The sequence below is a fragment of the Vulcanisaeta sp. JCM 16161 genome, assembly GCF_001316285.1.
In genome coordinates, this window is record NZ_BBDO01000001.1 from 214,579 (window position 1) to 231,058 (window position 16,480).

Here is a 16,480-nt window from a genome sequence, read left to right on the forward strand (position 1 = left end):
AATGCTCAGTTCTTATATACGCGGTGAGTTTCGAGTACTACTACATAACGGTGGTGAGTCTCGTAATTTTTGTAGTGGCATTGCTAATTGGAATAATGATGAATAATAGGTATTATAGGGTTATTAAGGAGTCGCTTACACAGGTTAGGGAGGCCGAGTTAAAGGGTCCATCGGCAATCGGTGGTGATGTTGAGGTTTTGACATGCCCTCGTTGTGGCTATTCTAAGACGATACCGTATAGGCTTGGGGATTATGTTGGTAAGGTGGTTGATGAGACATGCCCCAATGATGGCGAGAGGCTCGTAGTCCACGCAATATACTCCTCAAGACCTGCTGAGCAGTCATTATGAAGATAAGCTTTATAACTGGTTGGTTTGTTTACAAGATTCGTGACCCATTTTAATATGGAATAAGGCGATGAGCATAAAAGATGTTTTTAGCCTAAACGAGGGTGCCGAGGTTACAATAAGGGGTTGGGTATATAGGAAGAGGGAGTTGAAGGATAAGATATTCCTGGTTATTAGGGACGGTAGTGGCATAATCCAGACTGTTGTTAGTAAGTCCGACCCCAATGTGGCGGGCATAGCGTCTAAACTGAACATAGAATCATCACTCGTGTTGACGGGTACCATCAAGAAGGAGCCAAGGGCGCCAGGTGGTGCTGAGATCCATGTCAAAAGCATTGATTGGTATTACGTTGGTGATTCATTCCCAATAAATGAGGATGCTGCCAAGGCAGACAGTGAGTATTTACTTGATGTTAGGCATCTATGGGTTAGGAGCAGGAGGATGTGGGCTGTGCTTAGGGTTAGGCATACGGTGTTTGGCGCAATTCATGAATTCTTCAGGTCCAGGGGTTATTACGAGGTTCAGGGGCCTATGTTTGTATCGGCAGCCGTCGAGGGTGGTGCCACGTTATTCCCTGTTAAGTACTTTGATAGGGAGGACGTATACCTAACGCAGTCATCCCAGTTCTATCTCGAGGTTTTGATATACGCCCTTGAGAAGGTTTACACGGTGGCGCCCAGCTTCAGGCTGAGCCTTCAAGGACTAGGAGGCATTTGACGGAGTTTGGCATGCCGAGGCTGAGGAGGCTTGGCTTCAATTCGACGGACTGCTCAACCTGCTTGAGGATTTAATCACGTACATCGTTAATAAGGTCCTTGAGGAGAGGCAGGATGAGTTGAAGCTATTGAATAGGGATACGAAGATTCTGGAGAATGTAAAGCCGCCGTTTTACAAGGTCAGTTATGATGAGGCGATTGAGATCCTTCAGTCCAAGGGGTTGAAGATTAAGTGGGGTGACGATATTGGGGCTGATGAGGAGAGGGTGCTAACGATGCAGTTCGATAAGCCAATCCTCCTACACCACTTCCCTGAGCAGGTTAAGGCATTCTATCACAGGAATGACCCAAGCAGGCCCGAGACAACCCTTAGTGTTGATGTACTTGCGCCGGAGGGTTATGGGGAGATTGTTGGCGGTGGTGAGCGTATTTACGACTATGAGGAGCTACTCGGTAAGATTAAGAAGTTTGGTCTTAAGCCCGAGGACTATGACTGGTACCTAGACCTCAGGAGGTATGGCTCAGTACCCCATGCAGGTTTTGGCCTCGGTATAGATAGGCTGGTGATGTGGGTTTGTGGGCTTGATCACATTAGGGACGCAATACCATTCCCAAGGGATATAAGGCGCGTTAAACCATAGCCTGAAGTGATGGTTCAAAATGGTTCGATTACTAATAACTGGTTCTCCCGGTGTTGGGAAAACCACGGTAGCAATGGAGCTTTCGAAAGCACTTAATGCAGTATTAATAGACATAAATGACATCATAAGGCCCCTCCTCAGGTGGATCCAGGGTTACTCACGAATTACGTAACGGATGAGGAGAAGGCACGTGAATTAATTAAGAGGAAATTAAGTGGTTTGGGTTCCTACATTATTGATACCGTGGCCATAAACCTAATTGATGGGTCACTAATTGATTGGTGTATCGTACTTAGGCTTAACCCCATGGAGCTAATGCGTAGGCTGTTAATGAGAAACTGGCCTAGGTGTAAGGTTGTTGAGAATGTACTTGCCGAGGTCGTTGGTTCCTCATTGAGTATGGCCATTGACCTGTTCGGTAAGGATAAAATAATCGAGGTTGATACGACGGGTAAGGGCATCAAGGATATTATTAAGTACATAATTAACCACGTATTAAGTGGTAATAATGTTGTTGGTGTGGTTGATTGGCTCGATGTGCTCGATACGGACTTCCTAGTAGGCCTTAGTAGGGAAATGGACGAGTGCCTGACTTAATGATCTGTGTACTTAATGCTCCTCATTAACCTCTTGATCTCGAACATGAATAACCTATTCCAACCAATATTCTCAAGTCTCTTAACAATGCTCTTGAGCGTACCAGCCCTAAGACTCACAAGCAGTACCTTACCGACGCGCTTACCCTGCATGAAGAACCTAATGAGTACGAGCCTCTCATTCTCATACTCAAAGACGTAGTCCTTAATCGTCCTATACTTACCAAGTGTATCGCCAAATTCCTCCTCAGCCATGTCAAGGTAGGTGGCGAGGTCTGGGTCAATCTCCATGTACTCAAGCCTATGTAGACCGGCATTCTCAAGGTCGAGGATGGCCACGTCGAGGTCCTTATTAACCTCAAATATGGCAATGCCATAAATGCGCATTTCAATCCCCATGCCAATGGCAGTACAATGCTTTAAAAACATTTTGTTCGCTAATTATTGAAAAAAACAGAGTCAGAGTGATATGCGAATGTAGCTTAACCATACATAGTAAATCACGGTATTAATAACGGTAACTGGGACTCCATACTTCATAAACTCCAAAAAGCCAAATCCCTCGCCACCCCTCTTCTCGCTGGCCTCACTAATTATCACATTACTTGCTGCGCCAATTAACGTGAGGTTCCCGCTATCGTACTCGACGCCGCAAGTCCAACCCAAATGATGAAATTACTTGGCGAAATGCCTAACTCTCTCATTAGCGGTATGTATAGGGCTACCATCGGCACATTACTAATGACTTGGCTAAGGAGTAGGCCTGATATGAAGACGCCAAGTAATGTTGTTGGCTGTGGTAGGTAATGCGCCAATGCACTAAGCACACCTGACTCGAGAGCCCCCTCACTAACTATGAATAGCCCTATGAAGAATAGTATTGTCGTCCAGTCAACATTATGCGCAACATTCCTCCTATCGCTACCACTGAGTAGGTAGATTATCGAGGCACCCATAAACGTTAGTGTCACTGGGGTTAGGTATGGGCTTACGTTAAATATGTCGGTTATGAAGTAAAGTGGTATTAATATTAATAGTATCGTTATTGCCGTGTAGGCTAACCTCCTATTAATGAGTAGTTCCTCAGGTCTTCTAGCCTCCTCAATCACTACATCATCACTGTTATTGTGGAATAATAGCAATAGTAATGGGTATGTCACAAGCACGTTAATTATTGTTGGCGGTAATAGGTAAAGTGCAAATACTATGAATGGCTTTGGCATGCCTGACTCAAGTGCGATGAGTAGATTCTGTGGGTTACCAACTGGAAGTGCCACACTGCCTATGGTTACGCCAAAGGCTAGGGCGTAAAGTAATGGTTTAATGTTGATCCTGGCCTGCCTCCTCATGGACACTATTACTGGCGTGAATGAGCCAGCAATACCATCATTTGAGAGCGCGAGTGATAATAGCTGATAATCCAAATATCCTGAGGATTAGCTTACCCATGCTGCGACTACTAACTAATAATCTGTATGCCAAGTAGCTGAAGAATCCACTAACCTCGAGTGCCGATGAGATTGTGAATAATGAAATTAGGAATAGAATAACATTGAGATTTATCGAGGATAACGCCTGACTAGGTGTGAGTATGCCAAGCACTATCGTGAGCGCTGCGCCAAATAGCATTGCAACCCAGGGCTGTACATTGACCCTACCAACGCCTCTCAGGGCTATTAAACCATACGTAACTGCTAATATTATGCTATCTTCCACGAATTTTATGGGGATCATAGTTTATTTAGTCGTCCTTCTACAGTGGTATATAAATAAAAATCTTTGTTCTTGGTGTTAATTAAAGTAAAGGAAATTGAACAAATAAACTTAATTAGGAGGATAAATAATGATTCATTGATGATGAGGCTCGAGAGGTTTGATTTAATGATAATAACGCAGGCCTTACTGAACATACCTAAGGAGATTAATTTCACGATATATCGGTGACTTTAAAATGCGGGTTAGGGACTTCATCGATGATTTAAGGTCTGTGATAACGTTCTTCACGGTAATACCCATTGGCGGTCCTCACGATGTTTCAAGGGCATTGAAAAACGCCTGGCTTGCAATAATAATAGTGCCAGTAATAACTGGGTTATTACCCGGCCTTTTTGGTTATTACCTAAGTCTCTTCGTACATAACGACTTATTGACTTCCTCAATCACGTACCTACTCCTACTTATTTTAACGGGGCTTAATCACATTGATGGCTTTGCAGACGTTATTGATGCATTAATGGTTAGAGGGTCGATTGAGGATAGGGTTAGGGTGCTTAAGGATCCGCATAGAGGCTCGGCATCGATAGCCATGGTTACGCTATTGGTGATTCTGGCAGTTTCATCATTACCTAACTTAATGAGGGTGCTATGGCAGTCATTATTAATGGCTGAGATTGTGTCCAAGTCCTCGTGCTGTCTTTGCGGCGTGGTTGGTAAGGAACCTGGCCATAGAGGATTAGGTTGGCAATTAACAATGTATAGCAAGGAGAAGGTGCGCTTAATCCTTGCCGCATTAATTATTGGTCTGGTAATTACCTACTTATTGCTGGGATTGATCGGTGTATTCATCGCTTTAACATCCATGGCACTCAGCATGTTATTATTCATGGCATTACAGAGAAGCCTTGGGGGTGCAGTCGGTGATCTTTATGGTTTCATACTTGAGGTTTCGAGGGTTATAACCCTGGTATTACTATCATTATCTATTTCTATTTAGCACTTAGTATTGCTTTAATACACCACCTTAATCGCATCATTTGTATGAGCAGTGACTTAGACGTTATAATAAGTATAACGCCGGATCTGGCATTAGACATGGGGTACACGTACGCTGGTGGGCTTGGGGTTCTTGAGGGTGATAAGTTCTATGGTGCGGCGGCGCTCGGGCTTAACTACTACGTAATAACCCTACTATATAGGAATGGCTATGTTGATTACGACTTTGATGAGGACGACAACCCAATACCAAAGCCACAGCCGCAGCCTAAGTCCTTCCTTGAATCACTTAGGCTCGCAGACACCTTCATGATTAAATTAAGGAATGAGAATGTGGAGGTTAATGCATGGGAGTATCGCCTAGGTTTAGCGCATGCAATATTCCTAGAGCCCAGGAGCCCCGAGTGGGCTCTGAAGCTGACGGATAGAATATACATAGAGGGTAGTGTTGAGGAGAAGTTCCTGAAGTACATTTTCCTTGCGAGGGGTGCCGTAGAATTCATTAGGAGGAATGTGGGGCTTGAGAATGTTAGGTATATAGACCTTCAGGAGGCTTACGCGGCCATGGTACCAATAACACTCAGGATACCTGGCAGGTATAGGCTTATCATACACACGCCGGGTCCCTGGGGCCACCCATCATTCCCGAATAAACTGTTTGAGGAGGAGACTGGCTATAGGTTTATTGAGGATCCCGTGGTCCTAACGAGCATTGGGGCTGCAATGGCTGGGAGGTGATAATGGTTTCATCAAAGCACTACGACATAATGAGGAGGGTAATACCACAATTCATTAGTAAGGCTAGGTTCATAACAAATGGCGTCGACCTAAATAGATGGATGGACCCGGAAATAAGGATGCTCTACGAGAAGGGTTCACTAACGAGGGAGAGCCTCACCCTTATCAAGTCTCGATTAAAGAAGGAATTGCAGGGCCTGATTAGGTCGTATAAACCTGTCGAGTTAAACGATGGGTCCTTCGTCGCAGCTTGGGTCAGGAGAATGACACTATACAAGAGGCCTCATTTTGTGGCCAGGTTGATAGAGGAGGGTGAATTTAACGATGTGATTTTCATACTAGGTGGTAAGTCGCACCCCATGGATAAGGATGGCTTGATATACATGAAGAAATTCAGGGAGTTGCACAGGAAGTATAGGAATGTTGTTTACGTACATGACTACGACGTTAATAAGGCAAAGACAATACTCAAGGGAATTGACGTCTTATTATTTACACCATTCCCTGGCTGGGAAGCCAGCGGTACCAGCTTCATGAAGGCAGCAATAAATGGTGTACCAAGCATAGCGTCGAGGGATGGCGCTGCCGTCGAGTTAATAACTGATGGCGTGAACGGTTGGTTGTTTGGCAGTGATATTAGGGAGTTAATAGACTTTGTAAATGATCCAAGGGGTAAGGAAATAGACGAGAGGGAATATACGGAGTTTAAGGCGAAGTTCTCCCAGGTATATGACTATATAACTCAGATAAGGAGCGCTTTTACCTGATAAGCCTAAGCGCAATATTCAGTTTTGCACCTAGGGTCGACATTAAGAGGGTTCTCCGTGAGTATTACCCAGACCTCGTTAGGGGATGAGGTTAAAGCTTTTTAATTCCCCGGTAACCTTGATCGTCAATGCCAACATGTAAACTCTGTGGTAGGTCCTTCGACACATTAACCGAGCTGTACATGCACTTGAGTAGTGAATGTAATAGGATTCCGAGGTCAAGGAGGTGCCCAGTGTGCGGTAATAAGTATAGGTCTATTAGGTTCATGAAGCATCACCTAATCAACGAGGCGTTAATCGAGACTAGGCATATGAATTATTTAATTAGCATTTAGGGAATAACATTATTTCTACTGGCCGCATAGCTGCACCGTGGAGGTTACCAGGGTTGTTAGGGTTCAATCTAACTGTCGGGAATGCCTTGATTTAGTGATAAAGGCATTGTCGGTGCTCAGTGGGATACTTCTCATGAAGTTCTTCGATGATGAGCTCGTGATAACCTACGACACTAATAATGTCAATTTCAGTGACATAGCACAGTCAATCCTCTCACTTGGTGTTGGCCTAATACTTAGGAAGGTTATCATGAATGTAAGCATTAGGGGCAGGATAAATCCTGAGGAACTTGAGTCGGTTATGGGTAGGTCTATTGACGGCGTTGTTAATGTACTATATGATCAAGCACTGTCGAGACTATCAATTATTATGCATCCAGATACGGACGTGAATGCAGTCATAAATAGTCTCATTAATATGGGTATTACAGTTAATGAGGTGACTACGGATGAATTAACCCAAGTGTTGATGGCCCGTTCTTGATTCATGGCGGCGTCGGCCTCACCAGGTCCGTGGGTAAGTTCAATTGCCTAACCACCTTAGCTAGATGCCTTAGGTACACGGTCAATCCCCTATCCCTCTTTGCAGCATCTACTATTGCCTGCACTATGTCAATAACGGTGTCGTAAACCTCCCTATTGACTGGGTATGGTGACCCATCCTTACCGCCAAGCGCAAAGGCATACCTCCTCGGGTCAATGTTTGCCGGGTCCTCCCAATCAACCGGGCTCCTGTAGATTAGCTCGGCTATTAATGCGAGGGCTAGCATCGTACTAGGCCCAAAGCCCCTAACCAGTAGTAGGTCCCTGAAATCATTGGCATCCCTCGCCCTCTTAATCGCGTCCTCATTTATTGATGCTGTGTATGGTCTGAAGGCACCGCTTATGTATGGATTGTAGTACTTAGGTGCTTCCTTACCCAGGTACGTAAGTATTGTGGAATCACCCTCATCATAGCCTTAACCAATGCCCAATCCCTAATCACCTTATTAGCGTCTTGATGTACAAGGTCTAGTATTGTATTCCTAGCATCACCACTTAACCTACTAACCATGTTGAGTGCGTAATCACCCTTAACACCCACAATGCCTGTGTGGGGCTCATTCAGTAGGTCATTCTCCATCCAAATGTGGTACCTCCTCGCATACCTAATCCTCTCATTCATGCCCTGTTGAATTATCGCCCAGGTGCCATCAGAACCAACCATCATTGCATGGTGATAAAGCCTATAACCATCCTGCAGAGCCGTATTATCAATCTTCGCCGAAAGCCTTGACATAAGCTTAAGCTTCTCAACATCGATATCCCAAACCCTACCCAACTCCTCGATTTCCACGGGTGTATTAATTGCATAAACACCCTTACCACCAACAACCTTAATACCAACGTCCTTCTTTGATAAGGCCTCCTTAAGCGCTGCCGTGGTTATCGTGGTGCTCCCTGAGGAGTCCCAATCCATGCCAATTATGTTATTGAACGCTTGGAAAAACAATGGATTTGAGAATAACCTAATGGTGCCCTTAATACCATGCTCATCAACTAGTAACTCAATAATAAGACCGCTAAGCTTAACCATCCTACTGTAGAGCCATGGCGGTACATGGCCCGTGTGAAGCGGTAAATCCGCAAATCCTGAAACACTCACGTCATAATATCCTTAATGACTAATATATAGTTCTTTCGTTCTCAGTGCATCCTCATTATAGACCTTCATTAATATAATGACCATAAGGTTATACTTTTATGCGCCTCATATTCTAATTAATCGATGGATTTCGACCTTAGTAGGGAGGAGGCCCTGTTTAGGGATTCAGTTAGGGAGTTTGGTGAGCGTTACATAAAACCCCACTGGGTAGACCTTGATGAGGGTAAGTACTCACTCCTTGACTTAATACCTCGGCTTGCTGAGCACGGCTTAATCGGCTTAACCTTAAGTTCTAAGTACGGGGGTTCGGAGGGCACGTTCCTAATGGCGGCAATAGCCGCCGAGGAATTGGCATACGCAGACCCAAGCCTCGCCGTACCCGTTTACTTCCTACTGGAGACTGCCTGGCCTTCATAGTTCAGCGTTATGCGAAGGATAGTGTTAAGGAGGAGGTTCTGCCTAGGTTAACCAAGGGTGAGGCCTGGATTGGCATAGCGTCGACGGAGCCCCAGGGCGGTAGTGATGTGGCGGGCGAGAGGACTGAGGCGAAGCTTGTCAATGGTAAGTGGCTACTAACGGGTGAGAAGAACATGGTGACCGGCGTCTCGATAGCCCTCAGGTTACCCTACGGTGGTGGTTTCGTAACAATAACGAGGACGGGCTCAATTGAGGCTAAGCATAGGGCTATAACGACGATGCTCCTCATGGTTAAGAGGAATGGGGTAATCAACACCGGCTTTGAGACTAGGGATTACGAGGAATGGGGTAGGAGAGGAATACCAACTGGTTACCTAAGGCTTAATGGCGCCCCCGTGGATCCGGACTTCGTGCTTGGTGAGGTAAATAATGGGTTTAAGATAGCATGGAGGGGTTCGACGTTGCGAGAACCCTCATTGGTGCAGCGGCTCTAGGGACTACCCGTTGGATGCTTGAGCAGGGCAGGGAGTGGATAAGGAGTAGGGTTGTCTTTGGCAAGCCAATATCCTCCTACCAATCAATAAGCTTCAAGTACGCCGAATTAAGCACGAGACTTGAGGCTGCCAGGCTCATGGTATACAGGGCTGCCTGGCTGGCGGACAAGTTCTATAGGGTGATTCATCGGTTTCCATACTCGATGTTGCGAATGCGGGGGCCATGGCTAAGATGCTCGCCGTGGAGTTGGCAATAGACGCCGGTTTGGAGGTCATGAAGTGGTTTGGCGGCGTTAGCTACTTCAAGGAGACCCCAATAGCCAGGGCATTCCTGGGAGCATTGAGTTATTACGTTGGTGCCGAGGGAACGCAAAACATAATGAGACTAATAGTGGCAAGAAACCTAATAGGAAGGGAGGTAGAGTAGTCTAAATAGGTGTGAGAATAATTTTTAAAGAATAACACGTGGCTTTTTGTCAGTATGGGCCAACAACCAGGAATGCAGAGTACGACTCCGCACACCGCATACATACTATCGCTAATAGGTAGTATATTAATGCTAATAAGCTCAATAATAGTCCTAGTTGGTGCTGGAATACTCATGACGTTTCCACACCTTTTTTGCGTTTCGTAGATTTGGTTATTACCCGATGATGGCGGTGATGCCATTAGCCCCAATCCTCCTTTTGATTGTGGGCGTAATAGGCTTATAGTGAGTGTATTAGCTCTATATTTCTCCGTGAGGTTGGGCAGGTTAAGTGATGTTAATGCCGTGCATAGCACGGGCATCGTACTCCTTATACTGGCGATAATAGGTTTATTCGTAGCAAATGGCTTCTTCATAGGCTTCATACTACTCCTCATAGGCTCAATACTTGCCATCACGTGGAAGCCATAATAAGGCCTGCAATTACCTAGGGTTAAAAATGGTGAGTAAGGCTGTAATTAGGTATATTGAGGAGTTGATGAATCCATACTCAATCTATTACTCAGATGGTGTATTAAATAGTGAGGGGATGACGCTACTGAGGATAATAGCCAGGGAGGTCCTTAGGGAATACCCCAACCTGAAGCAGAGGTTCGCCAAGGCCAGGCGTAGGAGGGACTATGAATACGTATCGAGCTCCTCAATGAAGTAATTTCCTATCTCTCACGGCGGTCTCAATAAATTTCGCGGATTTCCTGTGGATCTCGCCTATCCTGAAGTTACGGCCCTTAATGATTATTATGGTAATTAGTATGAGCAAGAGTATTGTTGATACTGCACGTTTGTAAATTGCCATGATTTTTCCTAGGTAGTTCATACGCATCTTTACTCTGCTACGCTATACTTATATTTATCTCCACATTTAATTACCCGTGCCTGAATTAACAGCGGCGCTTGACATCGCTAAGAGGTGCTCTTCATACGTAGACTTAATGGGTGGTTCCGTCGCTGAGTACGATTTCATAGAGTGGCTATTAAACCAAATAGATAATCCACTGTTTTCATATGAATTACAACCTGTCAGCGTCCTTGTCTGGAGGGATAGGTTTTCGAGGATTGTGTATGGCAATAACGAGTTTAGGGCATTAAGCATGCCATTAACCTTAGGAGGTTCTGATAGGGGTAGGCTCACCATGGATATTAATGATTCAGAGGGTAAGGTATTGCTTACGGACTTTCCCGAGGACATGGACGATGCCAAGTACGTATACATTAGGGCGATGGAGAAGGGCGCCCTTGCCGTCATTTTTAGGGATAGGTACCCGGGCGTTGTTAGGAGGATCGTGGTGACGGCAACGCCTGACTACTCCTGGGATAGAGCACCGCCGCCCGTGATGCCCGCGCTCACTGTGTCTAAGGAGGTCGGTGATGAATTGAGCCGGCATGTTGGTGAGGAGGTGGAGTTCGTGAGTGACGTAGAGACTAGGTTAGGGACGGGCTATAATCTCATCGTTAATCTTGAGGGTAATAAGGAGGAATCGGTGATTCTGGCCGTTCACCATGATCACTGGTTAACTGGATATGCAGATAATTGCTTAGGCGTTGGTTTAGGGGCCTCGATCCTGCTTGATGCGGTTAGGGAGAGGTCATCAATGAAGAGGGGCTTGTCCTTCATCTCGTTTACCGCCAAGGAGGCTGGTAATCCTGGATTTGCAAGTCTTTACTGGCTTATGGATCAACCAGGTACGTGGAGTACCTCGAAAGGAGGAACCTACTTAATAGCATTTACGCCGTGCTTAACCTAGACGTTGTTGGTAGGCAGTACGTAATACATACGAGTGAGGACCTATCATTGCAACTAAGCCAAATAGTGAGTACCCAGTGGGAATTACCTAAGCCCTACTTTGATTCCCTCAATTTTGAAATGAATGGTATACCATCAATGACGCTATCAAGCCTTGATAATTACTGGGATGTGTACCACACAGATAAGGATATTGAGGATAAGACTAATCAGCAGGACATTGACTCCGCCCTCAGGGTAGCAAGCCAACTGCTTAACTACTTATTAACTAATGATTTAACTCCATCCCCATACATATCAGTGTTGAACAGGGATATAATAAGTGTGGGCCTCGGCATAGAGCTCAGGGAGGATTGGGAGACATATAGGCTGGTTAAGTACTTGCTGTCTAAGTACCTGGTTGAGTATAGGCGTGATGGTTCCGTGAAGACGATATACACAAACTCGATATTATCCTACGTGAGGAGGTTCATAAACATAAATGACCTAAGCCAGGTACCGCTCAGGGTTGAGGAAATGGGTACTGGAAAGGTCATAATGGACACAAGCACCATAAGGAATGTGAGGCAGTTAAGCCAATACATATCTCAGGTGATAGAGTCATTGGCTGAGGACATGAGCATAAACCTAGCCGTTTAACTCCCTAGTGCCCGTCCTATCCCTTATTAACGTACTAGATATCTTATTGCCAAACCCATCCTTAATTATCGGCACGGCAATAATGTACAGTGGACGTAACCCCCTCTCCCTCCTAAGATTGTTGATTTCGATTGCCCTCGGCAGAGTCTCCAGGCTAACCACTATGGCGTCGATTGTTGGGTCGACGATTGTTGGGCCATAGGGGTCATTAATAACGTCGATTATTACGTCACGGTCATTACCACCAAGCTCCTTAATCAAGCTCTTTAGGTTAAGGAACCTGATCTTTAACGCTTTACCTTATACGCCTTATATGCCTGGGCGAACTCATCACTTGTTACGCCAACGAGCACCTTACGTCCATAATTAAGCGCCGTAAATAATAATGCTGTATGCCCAGTATGAAGCGTATCGAACGTTCCACCAACAGCAACCTTCCTGAATTTAAGTCCCTGCATGTTTCAAGTAATGAGTGCATTAGCACTTAATAAATCTTGAACTTATACCTCCCCGATTTTAGGTCTTATTGCTTGGTTAGTTATCGGCTATATATTTAGTGGGCATTGATATATATGGGGTAGAAAAATAATACTTGAGACTTAGGTTTTTATACCCAGTTATACCCTATATACGTGTCGTCAATCTACAGGAGGGTTATTAGGATTGGCGAGAAGAGCATTGGGATTACACTACCCAAGCGGTGGCTTGATGTACTTAGCGTCGGTGTTGGCGATGTTGTTGAGATAAGCCTCGTGGGTAAGGTAATAGTTGTTAAGCCAATAACGCAGGTGGGTGGTGAGACGAATGAGGTCAGTATATCGCTTGGTGGTTCAATTGATGAGACGACTAGGGTAATCATTGCCAGCTACATTGAGGGTTATGACAATGTGGAGGTTATTGGGCAGAAGGACGTTATTAGGAAGGCCTTCTTAAGCGTTGAAAAGAAACTGCCTGGTTCGCTCATGCTTGAGGGTGATGGTAGCGTATTAATTAAGGTAGCGACTAGTGAGACAAACGTTGACCTTAATGAGGTGATTAATAGTATGGCTAATATCCTGAACTCCATGTTTAGTAAATTCATTGATTACCTGGAATCAAATAAGGAGGATTTGTTAAGGGAGGTTCTCGATCTTGACGATCAGATGGACAAGCTATACTTCCTCGCATTAAGGACCATTAAGAAATTGTCCTTCAGGGACCCGAAGAGGGCTATTGACGATACAATAGTTGTTAAGAACCTGGAACACGCGGCGGATGCCCTGGATAGGCTATCCAACGCCTTCATGAGGGTACAAGCAACTCAGTGCAGGCGTGAGATTAGCGAGAAGCTTAAGGATGTTTGGACCTACATAATGAGGGCCGTGTACTCATACTTAGACAACAACATTAATAATGCATTGAAGGTATTACTTGATAGGGAGCGCATGCTAAATAACATGCTAGAACTAGCCAACATGGGGTGTACGGGGCTGAGTGGGTTATTAACGGCTTCGATACATGAAGGGCAGTTAATAGTTGCGCTGGCGGCAGACATTGCTGAGGCAGCCTTTAGTAGACATGTTAGGAGTATTGCGAAGCCCGCCAGGGTCATCACGGGTGAGGAATTAAATAGTGAGGAGTGAAGTTTTATAGGGTTTCATGATGAGCACGTCGGTAGCTGATTAATGAGGATGGTCAGAGGTGCTGACATACGTAGGCTTCGAGACCTAGAGCTACTCATTCAGGGCATACCGGGTTATAAATCGCCGAAAATATACCTTGAGCAGTACATAACTGATGCAAACATAGTTGCCGTGGCCGTGTGGGATGCGTACATGAGGAATTACCTAATGAATGCCAGGGTGCTCGATCTTGGCTGTGGCACCGGCAGGTTTGCAATAGCCGCGGCGCTAATGGGCGCTAAGCAGGTAATATGCGTCGATATAGATCCTGAGGCCATAAGCATAGCCGTGGAATCGGCGGCTATGTACAAATTAGATAATGTTGATTTTATCGTGAGTGATGCCAGGAATATAAGTGTCACGGGCAGGTTCAACGTCACCTTTCAAAACCCACCCTTCGGAATACAGTCAGAGAGGGGTCTCGACATTAAGTTCCTAGCCACAGCAATAAGCCATAGCAACGTAGTGTATACAATACACAAACTGAGCACCCTAGACTACGTAAGCAACAAGGTTAACTCCTGGGGATGCGTAATGAACGTGCTAGACAAGGTAACAATAACAATACCACTAACATATAAACACCACAGAAGAAGAATCTATAAAACCGAGGCATTCCTCGCACGAATAGAATGCCGGAAAAATAACAAAAAAAAGTAAATTCATCATAACCCGCTACCTTACCTCATCCCGGCAACGCTCTTTAACCTATTCCATTTATCGAAGCCTAATACTTCAAGAACGTCAAATAATACAATCATTAAAGATGGTATAGCATTAATAATGATTCTCGCCAATTTAATGGCATTTTTGCCTCTTATTTGTATTTGTATTTCTCCTTTCGCATTAGTCTGTTTCCAGTTTATTTCGAGGTTCTTCAGTCTATTGAGCACGTCACTCCACTCCTTAAACTCATTAATACCAACCGACAACCTAACTATAGGCCTGACATAAACATTACGTCTTTCAAACGTAACATCACCATCACCGAGAAGCACGGTAAGTATGAACCTCAGAAATTGTGTTTTACTCAATTTCTTAACCATATCAAAAATCACGTTTTTATTTGAAGAGTATTCAAGGGCTATTAAGTGCCACATAATTGTCACGTTACCCTTATTAATATTAATGGCATCAATACGTAAATAATGTTCACCAGGATATAATAAACACCAAAGCACTAACTGCCAAATACGTGACGTGCTCATGCTCGGTTTACCATTGTGAATACCCTCATCAGTTATTGAAAACCCCAGCCTTAATGGTTCTAAGACATCTTCTCTAAGCACCTTATATTCTTCTTCATTTATAAATTCTCTAAATACGTCAGGTATAACTTCCCTGAAGCCTCTTAATCCTTTAAGTACTAACTGTACTATAATTTTATTTTTCTCACCAATTTTATTGGCCTTCAACTCTATATGCTCTTTATAGATATATGTCGATAATGTGTTCTTTCCATTACTTATTATTACTTCACCTTGCCGTTTTCTAAATCCTCAATTAATTCCCTAACTTCTTTACCGACGGTGGCCCAATATACCTTTAATCCCTTACTTATATGATTTAATAGTACGTTGAGAATTCTCCTAACTATCTCAATCAATTCTTTAGGATATTTACCTTCGAGTTGTTTTAATTCCTCATTGGTAGTCTCTATAGTTTTTATGTAAGTATTATCGATCCACCAGATATCCCAAATTCTTTGGTAAATCAATCGTCTAAGTACTTCATTCAATATTTCAATAACTTCATGCCTAATGTTCTCATCAGTTACACGTTCTCTTAACAAACACCTCTTACCTCGCCTACACTTACCCCAATATATCTCAATTTCCTCTGAAACTCTAGCCATGTGTTCTCAATACTTATTTTATCTATTTAACTAATAAATTACTTTCAAAGCCAGGGTAGAAAGCACTAATAAACCAGGCCATGTAAAATAGATGAATCATTAACGAATAAAAGCTTAAAAATCAACAAGATACACTACTCCTGCGGGGGTGCCCGAGCCAGGTCAAAGGGGACGGGCTCAGATGTGCTTTTCGCACGTGAGAATCCCGTTGGCGAAGGCCTGCGTGGGTTCGAATCCCACCCCCCGCACCAGGAATTGAATTAATATCATCATTGTTATTACAGTGTATTATTACATCGATTGTGGCTGTTATTTTTCTTTTGATTTTTACCTAAGGAATATGGTTTTTAATAATATTTCAACTTCGATTTATAATGTAATGCTTAAAAAAAAGTTCTCAAAGAATGATGTGCGATGTCAGGTCTTATGCTTCAGGCAACTACTTCAATATCCAGCGCTTTGTCAAGTATGTTGAGTGAGTTAATACTTGCTATACCATCCATAATACTCTTCATAATAATAGCGTTGATAGGCTATGCAATAGCCGTTATTGTTGCTAGGGTCATCAAGAGGCTCCTACCTGCGTTGGTTAAGCAGGCTGGTTTAAGCCCGAGATTGTCGGTATTATTGCTGGTGCCGTTGAAGCCTTCATAATTCTTATAGCACTTGCCATAGCCTTCTCCGT

Annotated in this window: 23 protein-coding genes, 1 tRNA gene and 4 pseudogenes; 19 read left to right on the forward strand and 9 right to left on the reverse strand. The window is 44.1% G+C overall.

Going from position 1 to position 16,480, the window contains the following annotated elements:
* The first annotated feature begins 23 nt into the window (after nt 1-23).
* From JCM16161_RS01280 to JCM16161_RS01290, 4 genes and pseudogenes are all read left to right on the forward strand, one after another.
* Nucleotides 24-350 (forward strand): hypothetical protein, encoded by a 327-nt coding sequence (locus JCM16161_RS01280; RefSeq protein ID WP_054854751.1) that lies wholly within the window; start codon nt 24-26, stop codon nt 348-350.
* Between the two features lie 67 nt (nt 351-417).
* Nucleotides 418-1,705 (forward strand): annotated as a pseudogene (gene asnS, locus JCM16161_RS01285) (asparagine--tRNA ligase).
* Nucleotides 1,706-1,724: 19 nt separating this feature from the next.
* On the forward strand, nt 1,725-1,877 hold the full coding sequence (locus tag JCM16161_RS13725) for an AAA family ATPase (RefSeq protein ID WP_243668409.1): 153 nt from the start codon (nt 1,725-1,727) through the stop codon (nt 1,875-1,877).
* Nucleotides 1,847-2,302 (forward strand): kinase, encoded by a 456-nt coding sequence (locus tag JCM16161_RS01290; RefSeq protein WP_243668411.1) that lies wholly within the window; start codon nt 1,847-1,849, stop codon nt 2,300-2,302. The genes JCM16161_RS13725 and JCM16161_RS01290 overlap by 31 nt, the downstream gene beginning before the upstream one ends.
* Here the strand turns inward: JCM16161_RS01290 and JCM16161_RS01295 are convergent.
* From JCM16161_RS01295 to JCM16161_RS13740, 4 genes are read right to left on the reverse strand one after another with little or no spacing between them, the layout of a single operon-like run.
* Nucleotides 2,299-2,700: a hypothetical protein gene (locus tag JCM16161_RS01295; RefSeq protein WP_243668414.1), complete on the reverse strand. Its 402-nt coding sequence runs from the start codon at nt 2,698-2,700 to the stop codon at nt 2,299-2,301. The two genes, JCM16161_RS01290 and JCM16161_RS01295, sit on opposite strands and share 4 nt — an antisense overlap.
* Nucleotides 2,701-2,760: 60 nt before the next feature.
* Nucleotides 2,761-2,901 (reverse strand): hypothetical protein, encoded by a 141-nt coding sequence (locus JCM16161_RS13730; protein WP_243668416.1) that lies wholly within the window; start codon nt 2,899-2,901, stop codon nt 2,761-2,763.
* A gap of 17 nt (nt 2,902-2,918) precedes the next feature.
* Complete coding sequence (locus JCM16161_RS13735; RefSeq protein ID WP_243668418.1) at nt 2,919-3,725, reverse strand: hypothetical protein; 807 nt, start codon at nt 3,723-3,725, stop codon at nt 2,919-2,921.
* Nucleotides 3,688-4,017 carry a hypothetical protein gene (locus JCM16161_RS13740; protein ID WP_243668420.1) on the reverse strand — a complete coding sequence of 110 codons (330 nt, stop codon included), beginning with the start codon at nt 4,015-4,017 and terminating at the stop codon, nt 3,688-3,690. Before JCM16161_RS13740 ends, JCM16161_RS13735 begins: the two co-directional genes overlap by 38 nt.
* A gap of 235 nt (nt 4,018-4,252) precedes the next feature.
* Here JCM16161_RS13740 and JCM16161_RS01305 point away from each other — a divergent pair, with 235 nt between their 5' ends.
* The 5 genes from JCM16161_RS01305 (at nt 4,253) to JCM16161_RS01320 (ending at nt 7,337) form a co-directional block, all read left to right on the forward strand.
* Nucleotides 4,253-5,014 carry an adenosylcobinamide-GDP ribazoletransferase gene (locus tag JCM16161_RS01305; protein WP_054854753.1) on the forward strand — a complete coding sequence of 254 codons (762 nt, stop codon included), beginning with the start codon at nt 4,253-4,255 and terminating at the stop codon, nt 5,012-5,014.
* A 44-nt stretch (nt 5,015-5,058) separates the two neighbouring features.
* The gene (locus JCM16161_RS13745) at nt 5,059-5,751 is read left to right on the forward strand and encodes a hypothetical protein (protein WP_243668422.1); all 693 of its coding nucleotides are present in this window, start codon (nt 5,059-5,061) and stop codon (nt 5,749-5,751) included.
* A gap of 2 nt (nt 5,752-5,753) precedes the next feature.
* The gene (locus JCM16161_RS13750; protein WP_243668424.1) at nt 5,754-6,518 is read left to right on the forward strand and encodes a glycogen/starch/alpha-glucan phosphorylase; all 765 of its coding nucleotides are present in this window, start codon (nt 5,754-5,756) and stop codon (nt 6,516-6,518) included.
* Between the two features lie 128 nt (nt 6,519-6,646).
* On the forward strand, nt 6,647-6,853 hold the full coding sequence (locus JCM16161_RS01315) for a hypothetical protein (RefSeq protein ID WP_054854754.1): 207 nt from the start codon (nt 6,647-6,649) through the stop codon (nt 6,851-6,853).
* Between the two features lie 37 nt (nt 6,854-6,890).
* A complete protein-coding gene (locus tag JCM16161_RS01320) occupies nt 6,891-7,337 on the forward strand; it encodes a hypothetical protein (RefSeq protein WP_054854755.1) in 447 nt (148 codons plus the stop codon).
* 1 nt (nt 7,338) lies between these two features.
* Here JCM16161_RS01320 and JCM16161_RS01325 read toward each other — a convergent pair.
* A pseudogene (locus tag JCM16161_RS01325) lies at nt 7,339-8,429 on the reverse strand (DUF763 domain-containing protein).
* 192 nt (nt 8,430-8,621) lie between these two features.
* Between JCM16161_RS01325 and JCM16161_RS01330 the strand changes: the two are divergent.
* From JCM16161_RS01330 to JCM16161_RS01335, 4 genes and pseudogenes are all read left to right on the forward strand, one after another.
* A pseudogene (locus JCM16161_RS01330) lies at nt 8,622-9,836 on the forward strand (acyl-CoA/acyl-ACP dehydrogenase).
* A gap of 54 nt (nt 9,837-9,890) precedes the next feature.
* The gene (locus JCM16161_RS13755; RefSeq protein ID WP_243668425.1) at nt 9,891-10,043 is read left to right on the forward strand and encodes a hypothetical protein; all 153 of its coding nucleotides are present in this window, start codon (nt 9,891-9,893) and stop codon (nt 10,041-10,043) included.
* Between the two features lie 78 nt (nt 10,044-10,121).
* Entirely contained in the window at nt 10,122-10,307 is a 186-nt protein-coding gene (locus JCM16161_RS13760) for a hypothetical protein (protein WP_243668428.1), read from the forward strand.
* A gap of 28 nt (nt 10,308-10,335) precedes the next feature.
* A complete protein-coding gene (locus JCM16161_RS01335) occupies nt 10,336-10,548 on the forward strand; it encodes a hypothetical protein (protein WP_243668429.1) in 213 nt (70 codons plus the stop codon).
* Here the strand turns inward: JCM16161_RS01335 and JCM16161_RS13765 are convergent.
* Nucleotides 10,537-10,692 carry a hypothetical protein gene (locus JCM16161_RS13765; protein ID WP_243668431.1) on the reverse strand — a complete coding sequence of 52 codons (156 nt, stop codon included), beginning with the start codon at nt 10,690-10,692 and terminating at the stop codon, nt 10,537-10,539. The genes JCM16161_RS01335 and JCM16161_RS13765 overlap by 12 nt on opposite strands.
* A gap of 76 nt (nt 10,693-10,768) precedes the next feature.
* Here JCM16161_RS13765 and JCM16161_RS13770 point away from each other — a divergent pair, with 76 nt between their 5' ends.
* Together JCM16161_RS13770 and JCM16161_RS13775 are read left to right on the forward strand one after the other, a co-directional pair.
* Nucleotides 10,769-11,641 (forward strand): M28 family peptidase, encoded by an 873-nt coding sequence (locus JCM16161_RS13770; protein WP_243668433.1) that lies wholly within the window; start codon nt 10,769-10,771, stop codon nt 11,639-11,641.
* Complete coding sequence (locus JCM16161_RS13775; RefSeq protein WP_243668435.1) at nt 11,584-12,279, forward strand: hypothetical protein; 696 nt, start codon at nt 11,584-11,586, stop codon at nt 12,277-12,279. Before JCM16161_RS13770 ends, JCM16161_RS13775 begins: the two co-directional genes overlap by 58 nt.
* Here the strand turns inward: JCM16161_RS13775 and JCM16161_RS01345 are convergent.
* Nucleotides 12,268-12,737, reverse strand: a pseudogene (locus JCM16161_RS01345) (pantetheine-phosphate adenylyltransferase). The gene JCM16161_RS13775 and the pseudogene JCM16161_RS01345 sit on opposite strands and share 12 nt — an antisense overlap.
* Nucleotides 12,738-12,911: 174 nt before the next feature.
* On the opposite strand from JCM16161_RS01345, the gene JCM16161_RS01350 reads away from it, so the two are divergent.
* Both JCM16161_RS01350 and JCM16161_RS01355 read left to right on the forward strand, forming a co-directional pair.
* Nucleotides 12,912-13,901: a phosphate uptake regulator PhoU gene (locus JCM16161_RS01350; RefSeq protein WP_054854756.1), complete on the forward strand. Its 990-nt coding sequence runs from the start codon at nt 12,912-12,914 to the stop codon at nt 13,899-13,901.
* 42 nt (nt 13,902-13,943) lie between these two features.
* Nucleotides 13,944-14,600: an METTL5 family protein gene (locus tag JCM16161_RS01355; RefSeq protein WP_054854757.1), complete on the forward strand. Its 657-nt coding sequence runs from the start codon at nt 13,944-13,946 to the stop codon at nt 14,598-14,600.
* Between the two features lie 20 nt (nt 14,601-14,620).
* Here the strand turns inward: JCM16161_RS01355 and JCM16161_RS01360 are convergent, their stop codons facing one another.
* Both JCM16161_RS01360 and JCM16161_RS01365 read right to left on the reverse strand, forming a co-directional pair.
* Complete coding sequence (locus tag JCM16161_RS01360; RefSeq protein ID WP_054854758.1) at nt 14,621-15,355, reverse strand: hypothetical protein; 735 nt, start codon at nt 15,353-15,355, stop codon at nt 14,621-14,623.
* A gap of 56 nt (nt 15,356-15,411) precedes the next feature.
* Entirely contained in the window at nt 15,412-15,795 is a 384-nt protein-coding gene (locus tag JCM16161_RS01365; RefSeq protein WP_054854759.1) for a hypothetical protein, read from the reverse strand.
* A gap of 142 nt (nt 15,796-15,937) precedes the next feature.
* Here JCM16161_RS01365 and JCM16161_RS01370 point away from each other — a divergent pair.
* A tRNA-Leu gene (locus JCM16161_RS01370) sits at nt 15,938-16,046 on the forward strand.
* A gap of 163 nt (nt 16,047-16,209) precedes the next feature.
* Nucleotides 16,210-16,449, forward strand: coding sequence for a hypothetical protein (locus tag JCM16161_RS13780; protein WP_243668437.1), 240 nt, complete (start codon nt 16,210-16,212; stop codon nt 16,447-16,449).
* Nucleotides 16,450-16,480: the final 31 nt, after the last annotated feature.

Bases quoted from the DNA above. Each gene is read 5' to 3' on its own strand.
- JCM16161_RS13725 (WP_243668409.1), top strand. From the start codon at position 1,725: ATGGTTCGATTACTAATAACTGGTTCTCCCGGTGTTGGGAAAACCACG.
- JCM16161_RS01295 (WP_243668414.1), bottom strand. From the start codon at position 2,700: ATGGGGATTGAAATGCGCATTTATGGCATTGCCATATTTGAGGTTAAT.
- JCM16161_RS01305 (WP_054854753.1), top strand. From the start codon at position 4,253: ATGCGGGTTAGGGACTTCATCGATGATTTAAGGTCTGTGATAACGTTC.
- JCM16161_RS13745 (WP_243668422.1), top strand. From the start codon at position 5,059: ATGAGCAGTGACTTAGACGTTATAATAAGTATAACGCCGGATCTGGCA.
- JCM16161_RS13750 (WP_243668424.1), top strand. From the start codon at position 5,754: ATGGTTTCATCAAAGCACTACGACATAATGAGGAGGGTAATACCACAA.
- JCM16161_RS01315 (WP_054854754.1), top strand. From the start codon at position 6,647: ATGCCAACATGTAAACTCTGTGGTAGGTCCTTCGACACATTAACCGAG.
- JCM16161_RS13755 (WP_243668425.1), top strand. From the start codon at position 9,891: ATGGGCCAACAACCAGGAATGCAGAGTACGACTCCGCACACCGCATAC.
- JCM16161_RS01335 (WP_243668429.1), top strand. From the start codon at position 10,336: ATGGTGAGTAAGGCTGTAATTAGGTATATTGAGGAGTTGATGAATCCA.
- JCM16161_RS13765 (WP_243668431.1), bottom strand. From the start codon at position 10,692: ATGGCAATTTACAAACGTGCAGTATCAACAATACTCTTGCTCATACTA.
- JCM16161_RS01355 (WP_054854757.1), top strand. From the start codon at position 13,944: ATGAGGATGGTCAGAGGTGCTGACATACGTAGGCTTCGAGACCTAGAG.
- JCM16161_RS01365 (WP_054854759.1), bottom strand. From the start codon at position 15,795: ATGGCTAGAGTTTCAGAGGAAATTGAGATATATTGGGGTAAGTGTAGG.
- JCM16161_RS13780 (WP_243668437.1), top strand. From the start codon at position 16,210: ATGTCAGGTCTTATGCTTCAGGCAACTACTTCAATATCCAGCGCTTTG.